This is a genomic window from Ornithinimicrobium pulveris (assembly GCF_050261105.1).
GTDB lineage: Bacteria > Actinomycetota > Actinomycetes > Actinomycetales > Dermatophilaceae > Ornithinicoccus.
Map to the genome: position 1 here is coordinate 3294645 of NZ_CP189837.1, position 19324 is coordinate 3313968.

At 71.3% G+C, this 19324-nt stretch carries 20 protein-coding genes; 9 read left to right on the forward strand and 11 right to left on the reverse strand.

Annotated features, from left to right (window positions below; genetic code table 11):
* Window positions 1-24: 24 nt before the first annotated feature.
* A complete protein-coding gene (locus tag ACQBAT_RS15410) occupies window positions 25-1695 on the reverse strand; it encodes a cell wall-binding repeat-containing protein (RefSeq protein WP_420747858.1) in 1671 nt (556 codons plus the stop codon).
* 161 nt (window positions 1696-1856) lie between these two features.
* Window positions 1857-3023: a citrate/2-methylcitrate synthase gene (locus ACQBAT_RS15415; RefSeq protein WP_420747857.1), complete on the reverse strand. Its 1167-nt coding sequence runs from the start codon at window positions 3021-3023 to the stop codon at window positions 1857-1859.
* Window positions 3024-3133: 110 nt separating this feature from the next.
* Between ACQBAT_RS15415 and ACQBAT_RS15420 the strand changes: the two genes are divergently transcribed.
* Window positions 3134-4270 carry a citrate/2-methylcitrate synthase gene (locus tag ACQBAT_RS15420; protein ID WP_420747856.1) on the forward strand — a complete coding sequence of 379 codons (1137 nt, stop codon included), beginning with the start codon at window positions 3134-3136 and terminating at the stop codon, window positions 4268-4270.
* A gap of 8 nt (window positions 4271-4278) precedes the next feature.
* On the opposite strand, the gene ACQBAT_RS15425 is transcribed toward ACQBAT_RS15420, so the two are convergent.
* Entirely contained in the window at window positions 4279-5244 is a 966-nt protein-coding gene (locus tag ACQBAT_RS15425; protein ID WP_420747855.1) for an EamA family transporter, read from the reverse strand.
* A 69-nt stretch (window positions 5245-5313) separates the two neighbouring features.
* Between ACQBAT_RS15425 and ACQBAT_RS15430 the strand changes: the two genes are divergently transcribed.
* Window positions 5314-6186 (forward strand): LysR family transcriptional regulator, encoded by an 873-nt coding sequence (locus ACQBAT_RS15430; RefSeq protein WP_420747854.1) that lies wholly within the window; start codon window positions 5314-5316, stop codon window positions 6184-6186.
* Window positions 6187-6223: 37 nt separating this feature from the next.
* Here ACQBAT_RS15430 and ACQBAT_RS15435 read toward each other — a convergent pair whose 3' ends face one another.
* Together ACQBAT_RS15435 and ACQBAT_RS15440 are read right to left on the reverse strand one after the other, a co-directional pair.
* Window positions 6224-6634, reverse strand: coding sequence for a VOC family protein (locus ACQBAT_RS15435; RefSeq protein WP_420747853.1), 411 nt, complete (start codon window positions 6632-6634; stop codon window positions 6224-6226).
* A gap of 49 nt (window positions 6635-6683) precedes the next feature.
* Window positions 6684-7973, reverse strand: a complete 1290-nt coding sequence (locus tag ACQBAT_RS15440) for a cytochrome P450 (RefSeq protein ID WP_420747852.1) — start codon at window positions 7971-7973, stop codon at window positions 6684-6686.
* Between the two features lie 125 nt (window positions 7974-8098).
* On the opposite strand from ACQBAT_RS15440, the gene ACQBAT_RS15445 reads away from it, so the two are divergent.
* On the forward strand, window positions 8099-8518 hold the full coding sequence (locus ACQBAT_RS15445) for a VOC family protein (protein WP_420747851.1): 420 nt from the start codon (window positions 8099-8101) through the stop codon (window positions 8516-8518).
* The gene (locus tag ACQBAT_RS15450; RefSeq protein ID WP_420747850.1) at window positions 8515-9231 is read left to right on the forward strand and encodes a phosphatase PAP2 family protein; all 717 of its coding nucleotides are present in this window, start codon (window positions 8515-8517) and stop codon (window positions 9229-9231) included. Before ACQBAT_RS15445 ends, ACQBAT_RS15450 begins: the two co-directional genes overlap by 4 nt.
* Here ACQBAT_RS15450 and ACQBAT_RS15455 read toward each other — a convergent pair.
* Complete coding sequence (locus ACQBAT_RS15455; RefSeq protein WP_420747867.1) at window positions 9210-9560, reverse strand: DUF2784 domain-containing protein; 351 nt, start codon at window positions 9558-9560, stop codon at window positions 9210-9212. The two genes, ACQBAT_RS15450 and ACQBAT_RS15455, sit on opposite strands and share 22 nt — an antisense overlap.
* 86 nt (window positions 9561-9646) lie before the next feature.
* On the opposite strand from ACQBAT_RS15455, the gene ACQBAT_RS15460 reads away from it, so the two are divergent.
* A complete protein-coding gene (locus ACQBAT_RS15460; protein WP_420747849.1) occupies window positions 9647-10288 on the forward strand; it encodes a lytic transglycosylase domain-containing protein in 642 nt (213 codons plus the stop codon).
* Window positions 10289-10327: 39 nt separating this feature from the next.
* Here ACQBAT_RS15460 and ACQBAT_RS15465 read toward each other — a convergent pair whose 3' ends face one another.
* Window positions 10328-10930, reverse strand: coding sequence for a nucleotidyl transferase AbiEii/AbiGii toxin family protein (locus tag ACQBAT_RS15465; RefSeq protein ID WP_420747848.1), 603 nt, complete (start codon window positions 10928-10930; stop codon window positions 10328-10330).
* 5 nt (window positions 10931-10935) lie between these two features.
* Window positions 10936-11145, reverse strand: a complete 210-nt coding sequence (locus ACQBAT_RS15470) for a hypothetical protein (RefSeq protein WP_420747847.1) — start codon at window positions 11143-11145, stop codon at window positions 10936-10938.
* A gap of 164 nt (window positions 11146-11309) precedes the next feature.
* Between ACQBAT_RS15470 and ACQBAT_RS15475 the strand changes: the two genes are divergently transcribed.
* The 3 genes from ACQBAT_RS15475 (at window position 11310) to ACQBAT_RS15485 (ending at window position 14578) form a co-directional block, all read left to right on the forward strand.
* Window positions 11310-13031 (forward strand): ABC-F family ATP-binding cassette domain-containing protein, encoded by a 1722-nt coding sequence (locus tag ACQBAT_RS15475; protein WP_420747846.1) that lies wholly within the window; start codon window positions 11310-11312, stop codon window positions 13029-13031.
* Between the two features lie 9 nt (window positions 13032-13040).
* Window positions 13041-13370, forward strand: a complete 330-nt coding sequence (locus ACQBAT_RS15480) for a VOC family protein (protein WP_420747845.1) — start codon at window positions 13041-13043, stop codon at window positions 13368-13370.
* A 227-nt stretch (window positions 13371-13597) separates the two neighbouring features.
* On the forward strand, window positions 13598-14578 hold the full coding sequence (locus tag ACQBAT_RS15485; protein WP_420747844.1) for an alpha/beta fold hydrolase: 981 nt from the start codon (window positions 13598-13600) through the stop codon (window positions 14576-14578).
* Here the strand turns inward: ACQBAT_RS15485 and ACQBAT_RS15490 are convergent.
* The gene (locus tag ACQBAT_RS15490; protein ID WP_420747843.1) at window positions 14481-15539 is read right to left on the reverse strand and encodes an FAD-dependent monooxygenase; all 1059 of its coding nucleotides are present in this window, start codon (window positions 15537-15539) and stop codon (window positions 14481-14483) included. The genes ACQBAT_RS15485 and ACQBAT_RS15490 overlap by 98 nt on opposite strands.
* Window positions 15533-16258 carry a M50 family metallopeptidase gene (locus ACQBAT_RS15495; protein WP_420747842.1) on the reverse strand — a complete coding sequence of 242 codons (726 nt, stop codon included), beginning with the start codon at window positions 16256-16258 and terminating at the stop codon, window positions 15533-15535. The genes ACQBAT_RS15490 and ACQBAT_RS15495 overlap by 7 nt, the downstream gene beginning before the upstream one ends.
* Before the next feature lie 65 nt (window positions 16259-16323).
* On the opposite strand from ACQBAT_RS15495, the gene ACQBAT_RS15500 reads away from it, so the two are divergent.
* Window positions 16324-17253 (forward strand): LuxR C-terminal-related transcriptional regulator, encoded by a 930-nt coding sequence (locus tag ACQBAT_RS15500; RefSeq protein WP_420747841.1) that lies wholly within the window; start codon window positions 16324-16326, stop codon window positions 17251-17253.
* 88 nt (window positions 17254-17341) lie between these two features.
* Here the strand turns inward: ACQBAT_RS15500 and ACQBAT_RS15505 are convergent, their stop codons facing one another.
* The gene (locus ACQBAT_RS15505; RefSeq protein ID WP_420747840.1) at window positions 17342-19186 is read right to left on the reverse strand and encodes an alpha/beta hydrolase; all 1845 of its coding nucleotides are present in this window, start codon (window positions 19184-19186) and stop codon (window positions 17342-17344) included.
* Window positions 19187-19324 lie beyond the last annotated feature (138 nt).

Genomic DNA, 19324 nt, shown 5'->3' on the forward strand with positions numbered 1-19324 from the left:
GGTTAACCAAGCCGGGCTGGGCTACTACCCCAGCGGCGGCACGTCGTGCCGGGTGGGCAGCACCTTCCCGGGGCAGGACTCGGTCACCACCCGCCGGATCGCGTCCTGCTCGGCCTGGGTGACCCACAGTCCGTACGTGTGCTTCACACCGGTCTGGGCCGACACCAGGTCGCAGCGTGCGGCTCGGTTCGGGGGCAGCCACGTCGCCGCGTCACCGTCGCCCTTGGAGTTGTTCTGTCCCCCATCGACAGCCCACAGGTTGAGCGGGTCGTTGGCGAAGTTCACCCGCGTGGCTGGGGTCCACTGCTGAGCACCCTTCTGCCAGGCGTCGGAGAGCGAGACGAGGTGATCGATGTGGATGGCAGTACTGGTGACGCCGAGGATGAACTCCCGCTGCTCGCCGAGGTAGGGCTCGTTCAGCCAGCCGTACTCGACCCGGCAGCCATTCGGCGCGAGCCGCGTGGAGGTGAGATCCCGGCGCAGCACATCGTTGCGGGTGTCGCACCCGTTCCGACCGCCGGGAGCATCGTGGTTGTCCGTCCAGGCAGGTCCGAACAGGGCCCGGTCGTAGCCGGTGCGCGGCGCACGGCCCTTGACCGGGATGTCGTCCAGCAGTGCCGAGACGACTGTCCGCGGGGTACCGCACACCTGGTAAGGACTCCCGGCCGACAGGACGCCGGTCCCGCCCAGCAGTCGGGCGGTCCGCACCCGCAGCGCAGCAGCGGCCTCGGCGGTGGTGGACGGCGTGCAGTTCTGCCGGACAAGCATCAGCGGAGCCTGGTGTCGGGCGGCCGCCGGAATACCGGAAAGGGCGTCAGGGAAATCAGCGCCGGTGGCGTAGAGCGCGGTGGCCGATCCCTGCCCCCACACCGCGCGGGCCACCGCGGCCGAGGTCGCGTACCGGTCGCTGCCCGAGTGGCGCACCACGTGGGCCGACGGCAGCTCTGCGCGCACCTGCTGGACCACCGCGTCGGAGAGCACGCCGGTGCCGCCCAGGACCGCGACCTGCGAGGGACCGAGGCGGCGCAGTTCGGCGACGGTCGCGGACGACAGACCGGCCGGCCTGGAGAGCAGCACCGGCACCCCCTGGTATGCCGCAGCGGCACCACCGGCCAGCGCGTCCGGGAAGGAGCCGCCGGCCGCGAGGTACACCGTGCCAGAGGACTCCCAGCCCAGGCGGGCGATCTGCACCGCAGTGGCGTAGCGATCATCTCCGGAGATGCGGGCCACGGTCGGTGCCAGCCCTCGCAATTCCCGCACAGCCGGCTCGTTCACCGCACCAGTGCCACCCAGGACGTAGATCGTGGTGGGGCGCAGTCGACGCAGCTCGTCAGCAACGGCCGGCGGGATGCTGTCCGGACGAACCAACAGGATCGGGCCGCCGAGTCGGTGGGCCAATGATCCCCCGGTCAGCGCATCGGGAAAGGTCGTGCCGCTCGCCACGAACACCGTGCGGGTGCCATCCGGGTACAGATGCCGCGACGTGGCCACCGCAGTGCCGTACCGGTTGCTGCCCGACAGCCGCGGAGTGTCGACCAGGACGGGGGCCACCGCGACAGCGACGTGGTTCTCGCTGGCGTAGCTCTCACTGGCGCTGCTCTCCCCCTCATCGACAGCCGCCTGGGTCGGCAACCCAAGCAGAGAGATCACGAGGACCAGCGAGATGAGGAAGGCCGAGCGGCGGTGCTGGGGCATGGACGCGTCCTTGGGTCGTGTCGTACGGGAACTGTGACTGCATTCAGCGGTGAGGCAAATGTTGCCAGTGGGGTAGTTGAGAGGTATACCAAGAGGGTCGGCGCTGGAAGTCGACACTCCGCTGCCCGCAGATCGAGACGCGGCCAGACTGAACTCCCGATCTAGCGCGGGGCCGTGTAGACACCCTTCAACCGAAAGCGCATGCCTGGCTCGGCCAGCTCCTCGATCGCGTGCGCTGTCCACCCAGCGGTGCGGGCGCAGGCGAACAGCGCCGTGCCGGCATCCCGGGGCAGACCGAAGGTCTGCATCAGCAGCGCGAGCGACGTGTCAACGGTGAGCACCCAGCCGCGCCGGTCCACCAGCTCCCGCTCCACCAGGCGGAGCGCCACCAGCGCCTCGGCATCGGCGAAGGGCTCAAGCAACTCGAGCAGCACCTGGGCCCGCGGGTCCTGCTCGGTGTAGACGACATGCCCGAAGCCCACTGGCTTCCCGCCCGCGAGCGCGGTGTCGATCGCCGCTCGGGGGTCCCGCAGCGCAGCTTCCAGCCAGTCGAGCGCGCGCGAAGGGGCCGCCATGTGGTGCGGACTGTCCGCCGCAGCCAGGCCGGCGAGCAACGCACCGTAGGGGTCGGCCCCGGAAGACACGGCGACCCGCACCGCGGTGGTCGAGACCGCCAGATCGTGATCCGCGAGCAGGACGAGCACTGCCTCAACCACCTCCACGGGACAGCCGCCGACCGCGTCGGCGAGCGCCGCCGCCAACGAGCCGTCGTTCCCCTTGGACCGCTCGGCGGGCACCCCTCCAGGGGACAGCGCGAGCGTCATGAAGCGCACCGCCCGCTCCCCCGCTCTGGCGAAGGCAGCCGCCGAGCGATCCTGCCGGCCGACGTCGGTCGCCCCCGCGACCAGCACGGCATGCTTGAACCGGTCCAAGGTGCTGGACCCAGGCGGCAGGGCGTCGATCACCGCCGCCAGCGCCGCCCGCTCGTCCGCACCTGGCCACTCGCGCTGGGGATCGAGCCCCCGTGAGGTGCTCCTTCCAGGCTCATCGCCACGCCCACCCACCAGGAGCCGGCGCACTTCCTCGACCGAGCGGGTCCGGACCAGCTGGCTCACGGCATACCCCCGGTAGGACAACCCACCCGCCGTGACCTCGGTGATCTGGGTTCGCACGTCATCGCTGGCGGCCCGACCGCGGCGGCTCGAGCGCCCCCGCTCCCCCACGGCGCGCACGTCCTCGAGGGCGAACAGGCTGCCGAGCTCCGGGTCGCGTCGCACGGGCGTCAGCACGCCCCGACTGACATAGGCATAGACCGTCTGCACCTTCACCCCGAGGTACTCCGCTACCTGGGCGGTAGCCAGTTCGCCCGTCCCACGGGGCCTTTGGGTTGACTCCGTCAACGTTGACACAGTGATCAATCCTAGGTCACGCTCGCGGCATGGACCAGACCCAGCCACTCATCGCCCCGCCTGGACTCAAGGGCGTCGTGGTCGCCGACACCACAACCGGGGACGTGCGCGGGAGCGAGGGCTTCTACCACTTCCGCGAGCACTCCGCCGTCGAGTTGGCACAGACCCGATCCTTCGAGGACGTCTGCCACCTCATGCTCGAAGGCAGCCTGCCCACCGCCGAGCAGTCCGCCGCCCTGCAGGCGAAACTCGCCGAGGCCGCGGTCCTCCCGCACGGACTGCTCGAGGTCCTGCTCGACATCGCCCGCTCCGGCCCCGACCGAGGCTCACTCGCCCGGTTGCGCACCGCCGTCTCGCACCTGGGTGCGCTCGAGCACTTCGCCCCCACGTATGGCGCTTCCCCCGACCGCGTGCGCGCCGACGTCCTGCGGATGGTCGGGGCGGTCCCGGTCATCCAGTCCGCGCTCTTCCGCCTGCGCAACGGCGAGGCTCCGCTGCCCGCGCGCCCTGAGCTGGGCGCGGCCGGCAGCTGGCTGTGGATGCTCACCGGGCAGGAGCCAACCGACCAGCATCGGCGAGCGATCACGGCATACCTGACCTCGACCATCGACCACGGGTTCAGCGCGAGCACCTTCGCCGCCCGCGTGGTGACCTCCTCGGGCGCCGACGTCGCCTCCGCGATGTGCGCCGCGATCGGGACCTTCGGCGGCCCCCTGCACGGCGGTGCGCCGGATCGCGCGCTGGACTCCCTCGACGAGATCGGCAGCCCCGACCGCGCGCGGGCATGGGTGCGCGAGAAGGTGGGCGCCGGCGAGCGGATCATGGGCTTCGGACATGCCGTCTACACCGTCCTCGACCCGCGCGCGGCGATGCTGCGCGCGGTCGCGCTGGAGATGGGCGGACCCCTGGTCGACCTGGCCGTCACCGTGGAGCAGGAGGTCATCGCGGCCCTGGCCGAGCTCAAACCGGGGCGTGAGTTGCATACCAACGTCGAGTACTACGCGGGCGTGGTGATGGAACTCTGCGGGATCCCACGCGAGATGTTCACCCCCACCTTCGCGACCGCCCGGGTCGTCGGCTGGGGCGCGCACATCCTGGAACAGGCGCAGGACACCAAGATCTTCCGCCCTGCCGCCCGCTACGTCGGCCCGGAGCCCACCCGCTGATCGACCTTCTACCGGCGCCCCGCTCCGACAAGCACGGCCGCGTTCGCCGACACGATCACCAGCAGACCGGCCCACTCGTGCGGCTCGAGGAGCTGGCCGAGCAGCACCATCCCGACCAGCGCGGCGACGACGGGGTGCGCGCTCATCGCGATGCCGAAGACGTTCGCCGGCACCCGGCGCAGGACGAGCAGGTCCAGCGCATAGGGCACCGCCGTGGACAGCACTCCCGCAACCAGCGCGAATCCGACCGCGGCCAGGGTGATCCGGCCAGATAGCCCGAGCCAGACCAGCACCGGCAGGTAGGCCGTCGCTGAGACGGCAGTCGCCAGCGCCGCGCCCTGCACCCCGGGGAGCACCGCGCCCACGGCCCGGTTGGTCAGGATGTAGCCCGCCCAGCAGGCCGCCGCCGCTAGCCCGCAGGCGATGCCGATCAGATCACTGCTCGGCCCGGGGAGCACCAGCAGGTAGACCCCGCCGGCCGCCGCGACCGCGGCGAGCACGTCCCGGGGTCGGCGTGAGCCGAGGATGGCCACCGCGAGCGGGCCGAGGAACTCCAGGGTCACCGCGAGCCCCAGCCCGATCCGCTCGACGGCCAGGTAGAGGCCGAGGTTCATGCCCGCGAACATCGCCGCCAGCAGCAGCACCGGCCGCCACTGGGCCCAGGTCAGGCTGCGTACCTTCGGGCGCGCGATCGGCAGCAGCACCGCCGCGCCGACCAGTTGCCGGATCGCGACCACACCGGCGGGACCGATCGCCGAGAAGGCGTGGCTGCCCCAGGCGGCACCGGCCTGGGTCGAGGTCGCCGCCGTGAGCATGAGCAGGACATCACGCGGACTCGTGCGGGCACCGGAGGTGCCTGGCGCGCTGATCGTGGGGTTGCTGGAGCGGCTGCCGGGAGCCGGGGCCGCTGGGCCCAGGCCGGTGGCGGAGACCGACGTCCCGGCGAGCGGCGCGCTGTCCTGGCTGATCGACATGCGGACGAGTCTGTGGGCACGGTCGGGATACGAGAAATGCACAGGTGAGCGTCCGCATACACTTTCTGTATGCCGCAACCCACCGGCCTCTCGTTCCGTGACCTGCGCTCCTTCCTCGCCGTGGTGGAGGAAGGGACCTTCACCGACGCCGCGATCCGGCTCGGGACCACCCAGGCCTCGGTCTCACGGCACATCGGCGCGCTCGAGCGGGAGCTCGGCGTGCGACTGCTCCAGCGCGGCGGTCGGGTGGTGACGCTGACCACGACCGGACGCGCGGTGCTGCGGCACGCGCGGGCGATCCGCGAGGAGGTCGAGGCGCTGCGACGGGTGGCCGCGGACGAGGACCGCGAGATCCGGGTGGGTTATGCCTGGGCCGCGTTGGGGGCGCACACGGCGACGGTCCAGCGCGAGTGGGCGCGCAGGCACCCCGGGACCGAGCTGATCTTCGTCAACTCCACCTCCCGCCTGGCCGGCCTGACCGAAGGGCTGGCCGATGTGGGCGTGGTGCGGCGCGAACCCCGGACCGCGGGGATCGGCAGCGCCCTCCTCGGCCACGAGGACCGGGTCGCGGCGCTACCGGCGCAGCACCCGCTCGCGCGCAGGCGCGGCCTGCGGATGGCCGACTTCGTCGGCGAGACGCTCGCCCTGGACATCCAGACCGGCACCACGACCGCCGAGCTGTGGACACCGCAGCAGGCGCCCGCCGCCTACCGCGAGGTGCACGGCACGGACGAGTGGCTGACCGTGATCGCCGCAGGTCAGGCGCTGGGGCTGTCCTCGCGGGCGACGTCGGCGCAGTACTCGCGGGTCGGGATCGTCTTCCGCCCGGTCCGTGACGCGCCCCGGCTGCCGGTGTGGTTGGTCTGGTGGCGCGAGGACCCGCCGTGGTTCGTCGATGAGCTGGTCGCGCTGATCCGGGCGGAGTACGGCCGCCCCGGGTGAGGTCGATCCGATCGGACGCGTCACGACCTGGGCAGGCTCACTCCCCCGCGTAGGAGTCGATATTCCACAGATTGCCCTCGGCATCGCGCACCATCGCGGCGCGGCCGCCATGCGGCGGGCTCGATGGCTCCTGGACGACGCTCGCGCCCGCTGCCACCGCCCGCTCCAGGACCTGGTCGACCTCGTCGTCGGAGGCGACGACCAGGTTGGTGGTGGCCGTCCCAGCATGGACCGTGAAGCCGCGGTCAGCGTCGAGATCGTCCTCGCGGACCGAGCCGAGCATCACCCCGCCGGTCTCCCGCCAGCGCAGCTGGGCGTGATGGATGACCCGCGGATCCGCCTCGTCCCGGATGACGAGTCGCTCCTCGAAGCCGAGCGCTCCGAGAAAGGTCAGCGCGGCATCGGCATCGCGGTAGCGCAGGCAGGCGAAGAGCTGGGTCTGGGACATGACCACCACTGTGCCACCACAGAGGTGGCGGCGCTCAGACCATGACCAGTCACGCGTTCGTCGAGGTGTCGCGCAGCGCGATCCGCATGCCACTCCGCGGCCGCATCGCCGCGAAGCTGGTCGCCCGCACCCGCTGCGGCGCCAGCTCGATCCGTCCGCGCGACAGCAGGCGCGCGGCCATCACGACCAGCTCGGTGGTCGCCATCGTGGACCCGATGCAGCGGTGGGCACCGCCGCCGAAGGGCAGGTACTCGTGCGGCGGCCGCCGCTGCCCGTCCAGCCACCGCTCCGGGGAGAAGGTGAGGGGATCGGCATACACCTCGGGGTCGCGGTGCGTGAGATACGGGCTGTAGATGACCATCGACCCGGCCGGCACCTGGGTGCCGGCGAACTCGAAGCCTGCTGCGACATACCGGGCGGAGATGGTGGCCGGCGGATAGAGGCGCAGCGTCTCTGTCACGCAGGCCGACAGGAGCGGCAGGTCGCGCAGCTGCTCCGCGCTCGGCCGCTCGCCACCGGTGACCGGGAGCACCTCCTCACGCACCCGCTCCTGCAGAGCGCGGTCTGAGCCGAGCGCATAGATCAGCCAGCCCATCGCCCCGCTCGTCGTCTCATACCCCGCCGCGATTAGCGAGACCACCTGGTCGCGGATCTCGAGGTCGCTCAGGCCGGAGCCGGACTCGTCGCGCCCATGCACGAGCGTGGACAGCACCCCGGCGTCCGCGTCGGGCCCCACCTCCCGGCTCCGGGCGATCTCCTCCAGGACCACCTCGTCGACCCGGGCGCGGGAGGCCATCGCCCGCCGCCAGCGTGGCGTGCGCAGGCGTTCGTGCAGGTCGACGGCCTGCGGCCAGGTGTCCACCATGTCAAGCACGGGCTGGAGGTCGTCCCCGAAACCGGTCGCGCGGGAGGCGAAGCGCTCACCGAACAGCGACAGCGTGGTCGAGCGGCGGATCGCAGCCCGGAAGAGCGCGTAGGCATCGAAGACCTCCTCACCCGGCACCGTCGCGAGCGCCTCGTCGGCAGCCTGCGCCATGATCCGCACATAGCCGTCGACCTGCTTGGCGTGCAGCGCGGGCCGGACCAGCGAGCGCCGTCGGGCGTGGTCGGGACCGTCGGTGACGATCAGCGCGGTCTCGCCGTCGACCGGGATCAGCGCCCGGAAGGCCTCGCGCGCCCGGAACAGCGTGTCGTTGGCGAAGACGAACCTGTTCGCCTCGGGTCCGATCAGGAAGGTGTTGCGCACCGGCGGCACCCCGATGCTGAAGACCGGGCCGCGGCGGCGCGCCCAGCGGCCGATCCGTTCGGGCAGGGCCAGGGTGACAGGTGGGTTCGGCACTCTGCGAGCGTAGTTCGCGAATCCCAGGCTGCTGTCGGTGGTCGGGAGTAGATTGCGCGAGCACGTGCAGCACGCACACCCACAGCACCACATCCACAGCGCCACATCCACAGCGAGGAGCAGCCATGGCATCCCGACTCAACCCCTATCTCAGCGTCCCCGACGGCCAGGCGCGAGCAGCGATGGAGCGCTACCGCGACATCTTCGGCGGCGAGCTGACCATCAGCACCTTCGGGGAGGCCGGCGCGATCGAGGGCGAGGGCGCCGATGGCGTCATGCACGCGCAGCTGGAGACCCCCGCGGGCTACACGCTGATGGCCTCGGACACCCCGCCCGGGATGCCGGCGACTCCCCTCAACGACGGGATCTCGATCTCGCTGAGCGGGGACGACGAGGGTGAGCTGCGGGGCTACTGGGACGGGCTCGCCGAGGGTGGCCAGATCGTGATGGCGCTCGAGCCGCAGATGTGGGGCGACACCTTCGGGATGCTCGTCGACCGGTTCGGGGTGTCCTGGATGGTCAACATCGCCGGTCAGCGGGGGTGAAGCTCCCCGCGCTCCTGCGCGCCCCGCTGAGCGAGCCTCGGCGGCGCGCCGACCTGATCTTCCTGCTCACGGTGGTGGCGCTGCTCGCCGTCGTCGCCACCCTGACCTGGTCGGGGCACGAGATCTACGAGGCGGTCACCGAGGGTGACGGCGTCGCCTTCCTCGACCACCCCGTCCTCGACCTCGTCAAGCGCTCGCGGACCGGCTGGCTCACGGGGGTCGCCGTCGCCCTCACGTATGCCGCGGGCCGGGTCGGTCTGCCCCTGCTCGCCCTGCTCGTGGTCGGGGTGGCGAGCTGGCGGCGTCGCGACTGGACTCCCGCGACCTTGATGGCCACGGCGCTGGCGGGGGCGTTGGCCCTGACCATCGTGGGCAAGACCGCTGTGGGCCGGGTCCGGCCACCCCAGGAGCTCGCCCTACCTCCCTTCGAGACCTCCCCCGCCTTCCCGAGCGGGCACACGCTGAACGCGACCGTGCTGGCTGTGGTCGCGGCATACCTGGTCCTGATCTCCGCGCGCGGGACCACCGTGCGGGTGGTCGCGATCCTGGCCTGCCTGACCTTCGCGCTGACGGTCGGGCTGAGCCGGGTCTACCTCGGCCAGCACTGGTTGACCGATGTGATGGCCGGCTGGGTGCTCGGCGCGGCGTGGGCGCTCGCCGTCGCCGTCGGCCACCGGTTGTGGCTGCGTTTTCACGAACGCCGCAGCAGATAACCGACCCAGGAGATGAGGACGGCGAGCGCCGCGGCGATGCGGACCGGCCAGAGCGCGTCCTGCGGATAGACCACCCCGGTCAGGTAGTGGTCGATGAAGCCCTCGGCCGGCAGGCCCTGCTGGCCGGCGGACTCCCGCGCCCAGTTCTCGACGTAGGTCAGTGGGCAGGTCACGCCGAAGATGATCGTCGAGAAGCCCCAGCTCGCGGCGATGAGGTGCAGCCAGATCGTCCAGCGCCAGCGCCAGGCCAGGTAGCCGCCGATGACGACGTACACCAGGAAGAGCAGGTGCGTCACCATCGCGACGTCGGCCAGGATCCGGTAGCCCATGGTCAAACCAGCCCAGCATCACTCGCCCTCGTCGTCCACCCGGAGGCTCGCGGCTGACCACCAGGCTGGGTGGGTATCGTTCCCGCGTGCCTCGACGTCGCTCCTCCGGACCACTCGTCGGTGCGCTCGTGGTGGCCGTGGTCATCGCGCTGGTCCTCGCCCTCGTGCGCGGCACCGGTGGTGGGGAGGAGATCCGGGAGCAGATGATCGACGCCTACCAGGGCGCGATCGAGCAGCTGCCCGAGCACGCGCCGGGGTGCGAGGGGCTGACCTGGGAGGTGCTCGCCGGCATCGGCCGGGTCGAGTCGCACCACGCACGTGGCAGCGCGATCGACGCCTTCGGCAACACCAACCCGCGCATCCTCGGTCCGCGGCTCGACGGCTCGGGGGCGGGTGGCAATGTCACGCCGATCCACGACACCGATGACGGACGGTGGGACGGCGACACGGAGTACGACCGGGCGGTGGGGCCGATGCAGTTCATCCCGACGAGCTGGGAGCTCTACGGCCGGGACGGCAATGGCGACGGTGTGGCCGATCCGCACAACGTGCACGACGCGACCCTCGCCGCGGCGGTGCACCTCTGCGGGTTCAGCGCCATCGATCTGTCCGACCGGGCCACCCTGCGCTCAGCGATCCTGCGCTACAACCAGTCCGGCCGGTATGCCGACACCGTGCTCGAGCACGCCGACCGCTACGCCGAGCAGTACGCGCCGCAGGGTGACTGACCAGGCGCGGAGAGATCCGACGGGCCACTGGATCCCCGGTCAGCTCCCGGATAGAGGGCCCTCGGCAAGGTAGGCCTCAGCCAGCGCCACGAGGTCACGCTCGCGGTGATAGCCACGCTCGACGACAACGGAGGCCAGGCTCATCACGTCCGCGGCATCGGCGTGCGTGAGGATGTCGCGGAGGGCGTCGAGGTCGATCTGGTCCTGGGGCCGGTCGTCCTCCCGTGCCAACAACTTGAGCACGACCAGGTGAGGCACCCGGGCTACTGGCGCGATCAGCCCCGGCAGGATCTCTAGGTGCTCGGCCGAGCCAACGATCTCAGGTTCCAGCCCCGACGAGGCGAAGAGCAGGTCCACGATCGCGCCCCCACCGATGGGTGAGACCATCCTGGCGGTCGCCAGTCGCTCGAGATAGCCGTGCTCAACCACGGACCCGATGTCATAACCCCTCTGGCGCAGAGCGAGGACCGTGGCCTCCGCGCCCTGGTCATCGTCAACCAACACGCAGACGTCGACATCCCGAGTGAAGCGCGGCTCGGCACGTGCCGACACGGCGAACCCCCCGATGAGGGCCCAGGCGACACCGATGCGCTCAAGATCCTGGGCCAGCTGGTGCAACGACCCCACCACGGCACCTGACATGGGCATCAGCGTCCCAGGTCGCGGTTCGACCTCGGCCCAGGGTGGTCGCCGTGCGGAGCCCGTGGGCGGTGCAACCGCCACGTCACCACGGCCTTCTCCAGTTCATCCTCGCTCAGGTGCGGCTGCTCTCGCCGGAGCCGCTGGCGCACCATCTGCTCGCCCGTCTCCGCCAGCTCCAGCGCGATCCGTAGCCGTTCCTGCGGGGTGGCAGCCATGACAGGAGTCTATGTCCGACCCGACATCGAACGACGTTGATCAGGTGTCGCGCAGGGCGAGCAGCGCGACGACCGGCCCCGCAGGACCGAGGGGACGAAGGGCGGGGCGAGAAGGGGGATAACGGTTGGTCACGGCATACCGGGACTTGGCAGACTCCTGCCCCGTGGGACACGTCGACCTCAACGCCATCTCCTTCGTCCTGCCGGACGGCCGGCCGCTGCTCGACGAGGTGAGTTTCCGGGTCGGCGAGGGCGCGGTGGTCGCCCTGATCGGTCCCAACGGGACCGGCAAGACCACCCTGCTGCGGATCATCGCCGGCGACCTCGACCCGCACGGCGGCTCGATCAGCCGCTCGGGCGGCCTGGGCGTGATGCGCCAGTTCATCGGGTCGGTGCGCGACGACTCGACGGTCCGCGACCTGCTGATCTCGGTCGCGCCGGAGCGGATCGCGACCGCCGCCCGCGCCCTGGACGCCGCGGAGCTGGCGATCATGGAGGTCGACGACGAGCCGGCCCAGATGGACTACGCGCAGGCGCTGGCCGACTGGGGCGATGTGGGCGGCTACGAGCAGGAGACCCGGTGGGACGAGGTCACCACGGCTGCCCTCGGTATGCCGTTTGAGCAGGCTCAGTGGCGACGCGTCACCACTCTCTCCGGCGGGGAGCAGAAGCGGGTGGTGCTGGAGGCGCTGCTGCGCGGACCCGACGAGGTGCTGCTGCTGGATGAGCCGGACAACTACCTCGACGTGCCCGGCAAGCGGTGGTTGGAGGAGCAGTTGCGCGCCACCGCCAAAACCGTGCTGCTCGTCAGCCACGACCGCGAGCTGCTCGCCACCGCCGCCACCCGGGTGGTCACCCTGGAGCCCGGCGCCGCCGGCGCGAGTGCCTGGACCCACCCGGGCAGCTTCGCGACCTGGCACCAGGCGCGCGAGGAGCGCAACGCCCGCCTGGAGGAGGCGCTCAAGCGCTGGGACGACGAGCACGCCAAGCTGCGTGCGCTGATGCTGATGTACAAGAACAAGGCGGCCTACAACTCCGACATGGCGGCTCGCTACCAGGCGGCCCAGACCCGGCTGCGGAGGTTCGAGGAGGCCGGGCCGCCGGAGAAGGTCGCCCGGGAGCAGAACGTGACGATGCGCCTGACCGGCGGTCGGACCGCCAAGCGAGCCGTGATCTGCGAGCAGGTCGAGCTGCTCGCCCCGGGTGGCGACGCGGGAGATGGGTCGGGGGCTGATGCCCTGATGCGCCCCTTCGACCTCGAGGTCTGGTTCGGCGAGCGAGTCGCCGTGCTCGGGTCCAACGGCTCGGGCAAGTCGCACTTCCTGCGCCTGCTCGCGGCCGGTGGCTCAGATCCCGAACCCGAGCAGCGCCCAGTCGGCGAGGTGCACCCGCCGGAGGTGCGGCATACGGGACGGGCGCGGTTGGGCTCCCGGGTGCGCCCGGGCTGGTTCGCACAGACCCACGACGGCCACGGCTACGCCGGCCGCACCCTGCTGGAGATCCTGCACCGCGGCGATGACCACCGCCGCGGCCGGACGCGCGACGAGGCGGCGCGGGTGCTGGACCGCTACGAGCTCGCCCGGCAGGCGGAGCAGACCTTCGACAGCCTGTCCGGCGGCCAGCAGGCGCGCTTCCAGATCCTCATGCTCGAGCTGTCCGGCGCCACCCTGCTGCTGCTCGACGAACCGACAGACAACCTCGACCTGGACTCGGCCGAAGCGCTCGAGGAGGGGCTGCGCGCCTTCGAGGGGACGGTGCTCGCCGTGACCCACGACCGATGGTTCGCGCGCGGTTTCGACCGCTTCCTGGTCTTCGGCGCGGACGGCGAGGTCTACGAGGCGGCCGAGCCGGTCTGGGACGAGACCCGGGTGCGGCGGCGGCGTTAAGGTGCGCGCATGACTTCCGCCATCCGCAGTCTCGTCATCCCTGTCTCCGACCTCGACGCCGCCAAGCAGGTGTATGCCGCGGTGCTGGGCGAGCCGCACACCGACACGCCCTACTACGTCGGCTACAACGTGGACGGCTTCGAGGTCGCCCTCGCCCCGGGCGGCGAGACCGGAGCGCCCGTCGCCAATGTCGACGTCGACGACCTGGACGCCTCGGTCGAGGCGCTCGTCGCCGCCGGCGCGACCGTGCGGGATGAGCCCCGCCAGGTAGCGCCGGGTGTGCGCGTCGCCGTGCTGCTGGACGCCGACGGCAACCCGATCGGGCTGCGCGGGGAGTGACGCTGCGCGGTCTGCGCCGCTGACCCAGAATTTCAGACGTGCACAACGGGGCCCTCGGGGGCAAAACCCCTGGTCAGAGGTGATTCCCTCTTCGTTGTGCATGTGTGAACGCCCGGCCCTAGCCGATGGATGCCGGTTCCGGCCCTCCCTCAGGCCGTGAGGGCGGCCGAGCGGATGAGGTCGATGGGCATGCGACCACCCTGTCACCCGCGGGTAGCCTGCCGGACGTGCCAGAGACCGAGACCGAACTGACCCAGGACGTGGTCCACACCCCCGACGGACGGAACCTCCAGGTCTGGCGCCGGGGCGAGGGGGCCAATCTCGTCGTGCTGGAGGCTGGTCTGGGGTTCAGCGGGCTCTACTGGGGTGCGGTGATGGCCGAGCTGGCCGGCCATCCCGGGATCCGCGCGGTGACCTACGCGCGGGCCGGCTACGGGGAGAGCACCCCGGACCCCGAGCCGCGGACCTTGTCGAGGTTGAGCCAGGACCTGCTCGCGGTCGTCGAGGCTGAGGTGTCGCAGGGGGTCGACCGGCTCGTGCTCGTCGGGCACAGCTGGGGCGGGCCGATCGTCCGCCGTGCCGCGGAGCACCTGCTGAAGGGCTCCACGCTCAGGGCCCCGACGGATCAGGCCCCCACCCTCGCCGGCGTCATCCTGGTCGACGAGGCGGACGAGCAGGCCGCGGACCTCTACTTCTCCAAGGTCAGCGCCCTCTCGGACCGGCTGCAGGAGTTGACGATCCCGCTGTTGGTCCGGACTGGATTGCTCCGGCACGGCGTCCGGCTCGCGATGCGTCGTCAGCTCGACCCAGCCGTGCGCGACGCCCTGATCGAGGGCTCCACGACCGGTGCGGCCGGCCGGACGATGCTGGAGGAGAACCGGCAGATCCGGCCCGGGCTGCGCTCGCTGATCGAGGAGCCCGACGACCTGGGCGACCTGCCCGTCACCGTGATCACCGGCACCCGACCAGCCCGACCAGACCTGGGACGCAGCACCCTGGTCCAGGCCCATCGGCAGACCGCCGAGCGCTACCCCCAGGGCCGCCTGGTCGAGGCGAAAGACTCGCGACACGTCATACCGCTCACCGAGCCCGAACTCGTCGCCGCCGAGATCAGCCGCCTGCTCGAGGGCGCTGGCCAGCACCGCCCCACCGCTCACGCAGCGCGACCCGCATCAGCACCGACGACGCCACCCGTTCCGTCTGGGTGATCGGGAGGCGGCGCATCTGCCAGGCGCGAGGCCGACCGGCGCGGATCGCGTCCGCCAGCGTCACCGCATCCACGATGGCCGCGCAGGCTCCACGACCCAGGTTGGGCGTCATCGCGTGGGCGGCGTCGCCGATGACGGCATAGCGACCACGCACATAGCGCGGCATCGGCGGCGTCACCCAGATCCGGGTCGCCGTGGTGGCGGTGCCTACACCCGCGTCGCGCAACACCTGCCCGATGATCGGCGCTGCTCCGCGGAACCGTTCGCGCGCCTGCGCCAGCACGGCCGCGACGTCCAACGGCTCGGGGCGAAGATCGCTGCGATGGCTGGTGAACCAGTAGCCACGCTCCTGGCCGACGGGCACCAGGCCGAAGAGCACGCCCGGCCCCCAGTACTCCCCGACCGCCTCCTCCGGCACGGTCCCGCAGCTGCCGCGCAGGGCGACATACGGGGTCTCCCGTCGCTGCGCCGCCGCCGGATGGACCAGCCCGCGGACCCGCGAGCGCACCCCGTCAGCCCCGATCACGAGGTCGGCATCGAGGCGATCGGGTGCGAGCACCTCCTCGTGGAGCATCCTGACGCCGCCCGGCATGGCGTCACGCACGGCATACGTCAGCGCCGACGTCAGCGCCGCCAGCAGCGCCGGCCTCGGGACCATGAGCAGGTCCACCCCGCCCGCGGACACCCGCGCTCGACCGGGGAGATCCCGCAGTGCACCCCCACCCGGCCGGAAGCCGGCCGCCTCGACCGCCCCGCGAGCGCCGATCCGCTCCAGCGCCCGCAGCGCGTCCGGCCACAGGCCCAGGGGTGAGCCGAGCGAGGCCCGCTCAGGCTGCGCCTCGTGCACCACCACCTCGAACCGGCCCGCCCCATCGCCCCGCCCGCTCGCCTGAGCCAGAGCCGCCGCGAGCGTCAGCCCACCGATCCCGCCCCCGACGATCGCGATCCGCCTGGTCACCATGGCCACCAGTCGATCACGGTGATCCCGAGCGTGAGCAGCCCGCCGACCACTAGGGCAGCGGCGCACACCACCCAGAAGACCACCACCCAGGTCAGCGCCGGGATCCCGGTCAGCCGCGCCAGCTGGTCGGCATCACTGGTCCGGTCCCGCCGCCGACGCCGCTCACGCTGCAGCTCGGCCACCGCCCGCGGCGCACCCAGGAGCAGCACCCACACGACGAGGTATGCCGTTCCACTCAAGATCGCAGGTGTCCCCACCCAGGACAGCGCCCCCAGCCCCACCCCGGTGACGAGCAGCACCCACAGTCCATAAAGATTGCGGACCAGCAGCAGCATCAGTGCGCAGAGCAGCACCAGCCCCCAGAGGAGAGCTGCGGCATACCCGAGACCGAGCACGACGGCACCGAGCAGACCCACCAGCGCCGGCGCCGGGTAGCCGATCGCGAGCATCGCGACCATCCCCGGCCCGGACGGGCGGCCGCGGGAGACGGTGAGGCCGGAGGTGTCGGAGTGCAGGCGGATCGCGCTGAGCCGACGGCCGACGAGCACGGCGACCAGCGCATGGCCGGCCTCGTGCACCAGGGTGATCAGGTGGCGGGTGAGCCGGTGGCCGCGGACACTCCACGACAGCACCAGCGCCATGACGCCCAGGACCAGCGCGACCTGCCACTCCAGCGGCGGCTGGGTGGTGGTGAGTCGGTCCAGGAGGTCGGCGAGCACACCCCTAGGGATAGCAGCCGGACCTGTGGACGAGCCGTCCCGACGTGCGACGTAAGGTCTCCCTCATGCCTGATCCCGCCCTGCTTCACCAGCTCGCCCAGGTGGGCCTGTCGGAGGAGGTGGCTGCGGCATACCTGCGGGGCCTGGAGCAGGGGTGCTGCGTCCTGGACGAGCAGGATCGGGTGCTGCTCACGGGTGAGGGGCTTGCCGACCGGACCTCCGACGGCGAGGCGATTCTGCTCGCCCCGGAGGCGGTCCTCACCCTCCGTGCCCAGCGCCTGGACGCACAGTCCCGGCTCCTGCGGGAGCTCGGTCCGCAGCTCGAGCAGCTGCACCGGCGGACCTCCGGCAGCGACGAGGCGCCGCCCCAGATCCTGCGCTCGAGAGAGGCACTGCGCGAGGCCTTCTTCAACCTGCAGCTGAGCGCCCGCGAGCGCCTCCGCGCCCTCGACCGCGGCCCGTATGTCGCCACCCGAGGCTCCAGCCCCGGCCCCGCCCAGCTGCGGGCGATGGCGGCGGGCGTGCAGTACCAGGTGATCTACGCCGCCGCCGTGGTCGAGCACGAGGAGACCCGCGAGGAGGTGTATGCCGCGGTCCGCGCCGGGGAGGAGTCGCGGGTGCTGCCGGATGTGCCGATGAAGATCGTCATCGCCGACGAGTCCGCTGCCCTGGTCGTGCGGATCACGTCGACCACCCTGATCGAGGGCTACCTGGTGCAGCCGGGCGTGCTGCTGGACACCCTGGTCGGCTTCTTCGAGACGTTGTGGGGGTTGGCGATCCCGGTCGAGCCGACCCGGGCGAGCGATGACCCGACCGAGCAGGAGCGGATGATCCTGCGCGGCATGGCGACCGGGCTGACGGACGAGGCGATCGCGCGCGAGCTGGGGATCAGCGAGCGGACCGTGGCTCGGCGGATCTCGAGGCTGCAGGACGTGCTCGCGAGTCGGTCGCGCTTTCAGCTCGGGCTGCAGGCGGCGCGGCGCGGGTTGCTCTGAGGGGACGCACAGGAGCCCCCGGCCAGTCGTGCTTGGCCGGGGGCTCCCGTATGGCGTCACTGACCTGGGTCGGTCAGCCGCGCGTCCTTCAGTTGCTGGGCTGGCTGTCGGCGAGCAGGCCCTTGAGCAGGTCGTTCGCCTCCTTGACCTTGTCCGTGCGCATCTTCAGGTTGTTGTTGCCCGGCGCGCCCAGGTCCGCGCCGACCTCGAAGGTCTCGGTCTCCAGCGGGAGCGGGAGCGCGCCGCAGACCGTGCGCTCCGGGGGCATGGTGCCGTCGATGAAGTAGGCGTTGACAGCGTCGTCCACGCAGCTGGTCCCGTAGGGGTAGAGGCCGTGGCTGCCCTCGTTGTCGACCGCGATCAGCGAGGTGCGGGCGAGCTGGTGGGCGGAGCGCTCACCGCCCTCCCACGGGGTGGCGGCGTCCATCTCGGACTGGATGACGATGGCGCCCGGGTAGGAGTTGCCGGTGGCCTTCGGCATCTCGGTGACGGCCGGCCAGTGCTTGCAGGCCGGAGCGCTCATGAAGGGGGCGATCCAGGGGGCCTTGCGGTCCAGGTCGCCCAGCCAGGCGTTCCAGAAGCCGTCCGAGGAGTTCCACGGGCCGTCCTGGCAGCGGATCGCCTCGAAGACGTAGTTGTAGGACACCGGGGTGCCCGCCTCGGCAGCCGCCTCGGTCTCGATCAGGTGGTCGATCTCCTCCAGGGCGTTGGCCTCCATGGCGCGCAGGCGGTCGATCTGGGTGGCGTCGAGGCGGCCGGCGTCGGCGACCTCGTTGACGATGTTGATCAACGCCTCGCGGGTCTCCTGCAGCGACAGGTCCTCGTCGGCGGCCTGGCCCGCGGCCTCGCGAGCCACGCCCTGGTTGATGATCATCCCGGCCATGTCGACGGCCTCGGGGTAGTCATTGGTGTTGTACATCGCCGGCAGGATGAACCACGAGGTGATCAGCTGCCCGAGGAACTCACGGTTGCCACCACCGAGCTCCCAGTAGCGGCGCAGCTCCATCGGGTCATCGCTGGGCATGTCGAAGACGTCGGCGTTGCGGGCCGCGTAGGGCAGCATCATCTCCTGGAACTGACGGTCGCGGCTGCGCGGCTGCAGGTCCCAGGTCTCCTGGAGGCTCTTGCGGGTCACGTCGACGGCGGAGTCGAGCAGGAAGCGGTGGCTGTGCTCGGGGAAGACCGACTGGTACCACTTGCCCAGCCAGGTGCCGTAGGAGAAGCCGACATAGGAGAGCTTGTCCTCGCCGTGCAGGGCGCGGATGAAGTCCATGTCGTAGGCGGTCTGCTCGGTGGTGATGAACTGCGTGAGCTCGTTCTCCAGGCAGCCGTTGACGCGGTCACGCTGGTCCTCGTCGTAGCTCGCATCCGGAGTCGGGATGTAGGTGCAGGTGAGCGGGGTGGACCTGCCCACGCCACGGGGGTCGAAGCCGTAGAAGTCGTAGTGCTCGGCCAGCTCGGGCGAGAGCATCGCCATACCGGGACCCCAGATCAGACCGGATCCGCCCGGGCCACCGGGGTTGACCAGCGCCATGCCCTGGCGGTCCTCGCCCGCAGTCTGCGTCTTGGAGATGCGGACGGTGATGGTGTTGCCGTCAGTCGGGTTGTGCCAGTCGCGCGGGACAGTGACGTCGGCGCAGGCCAGCCCGGGGATGGCGTCGACGCGCGGGTTGCCGAAGGTGCAGGCCTCCCACTCGAGCTCCTGGTCGAGCAGGTGGGCGGCGAGGACTCCGGCGTCCGGGCCACCCTTCTGGCCGTTGCCGTTGTTGCCCTGAGCGCCGTTGTTGCTGGCGCTGTTGTTGCTCGCGCTGTTGTTGCCGTTGCCGTTCCCGTTGCCGGGGGCCGCGGTGGCGGCGACGGCGGTCGGCAGCGCGATCGCGGCGGCGCCGACGGCGGCGAGCAGGCCGCGGCTCAGTGTCGTGCGTGACTTCATGATGTTCCTGACTTGTGTGTGACCGGACAGGGGTCCGGGGTTCCTTCCCCAGGTGCACCACCGACGACGGTGCCGGTGCTGCGGTATGTCTCCACCCTCGCCCGCTGAGAGGTGCGTCACAAGGCTTTCCGGTGGCGG

What these genes read in the sequence shown, in the direction of transcription:
- ACQBAT_RS15470 (WP_420747847.1), bottom strand. Translation starts at nt 11,145, where the DNA reads ATGGCTGCCACCCCGCAGGAACGGCTACGGATCGCGCTGGAGCTGGCG.
- ACQBAT_RS15505 (WP_420747840.1), bottom strand. Translation starts at nt 19,186, where the DNA reads ATGAAGTCACGCACGACACTGAGCCGCGGCCTGCTCGCCGCCGTCGGC.
- ACQBAT_RS15455 (WP_420747867.1), bottom strand. Translation starts at nt 9,560, where the DNA reads ATGGGCTACCGGATCCTGGCCGACGTCGCGATGGTGACGCACCTGCTC.
- ACQBAT_RS15480 (WP_420747845.1), top strand. Translation starts at nt 13,041, where the DNA reads ATGACTTCCGCCATCCGCAGTCTCGTCATCCCTGTCTCCGACCTCGAC.
- ACQBAT_RS15500 (WP_420747841.1), top strand. Translation starts at nt 16,324, where the DNA reads ATGCCTGATCCCGCCCTGCTTCACCAGCTCGCCCAGGTGGGCCTGTCG.
- ACQBAT_RS15420 (WP_420747856.1), top strand. Translation starts at nt 3,134, where the DNA reads ATGGACCAGACCCAGCCACTCATCGCCCCGCCTGGACTCAAGGGCGTC.
- ACQBAT_RS15410 (WP_420747858.1), bottom strand. Translation starts at nt 1,695, where the DNA reads ATGCCCCAGCACCGCCGCTCGGCCTTCCTCATCTCGCTGGTCCTCGTG.
- ACQBAT_RS15435 (WP_420747853.1), bottom strand. Translation starts at nt 6,634, where the DNA reads ATGTCCCAGACCCAGCTCTTCGCCTGCCTGCGCTACCGCGATGCCGAT.
- ACQBAT_RS15465 (WP_420747848.1), bottom strand. Translation starts at nt 10,930, where the DNA reads ATGTCAGGTGCCGTGGTGGGGTCGTTGCACCAGCTGGCCCAGGATCTT.
- ACQBAT_RS15445 (WP_420747851.1), top strand. Translation starts at nt 8,099, where the DNA reads ATGGCATCCCGACTCAACCCCTATCTCAGCGTCCCCGACGGCCAGGCG.
- ACQBAT_RS15430 (WP_420747854.1), top strand. Translation starts at nt 5,314, where the DNA reads ATGCCGCAACCCACCGGCCTCTCGTTCCGTGACCTGCGCTCCTTCCTC.
- ACQBAT_RS15425 (WP_420747855.1), bottom strand. Translation starts at nt 5,244, where the DNA reads ATGTCGATCAGCCAGGACAGCGCGCCGCTCGCCGGGACGTCGGTCTCC.
- ACQBAT_RS15490 (WP_420747843.1), bottom strand. Translation starts at nt 15,539, where the DNA reads ATGGTGACCAGGCGGATCGCGATCGTCGGGGGCGGGATCGGTGGGCTG.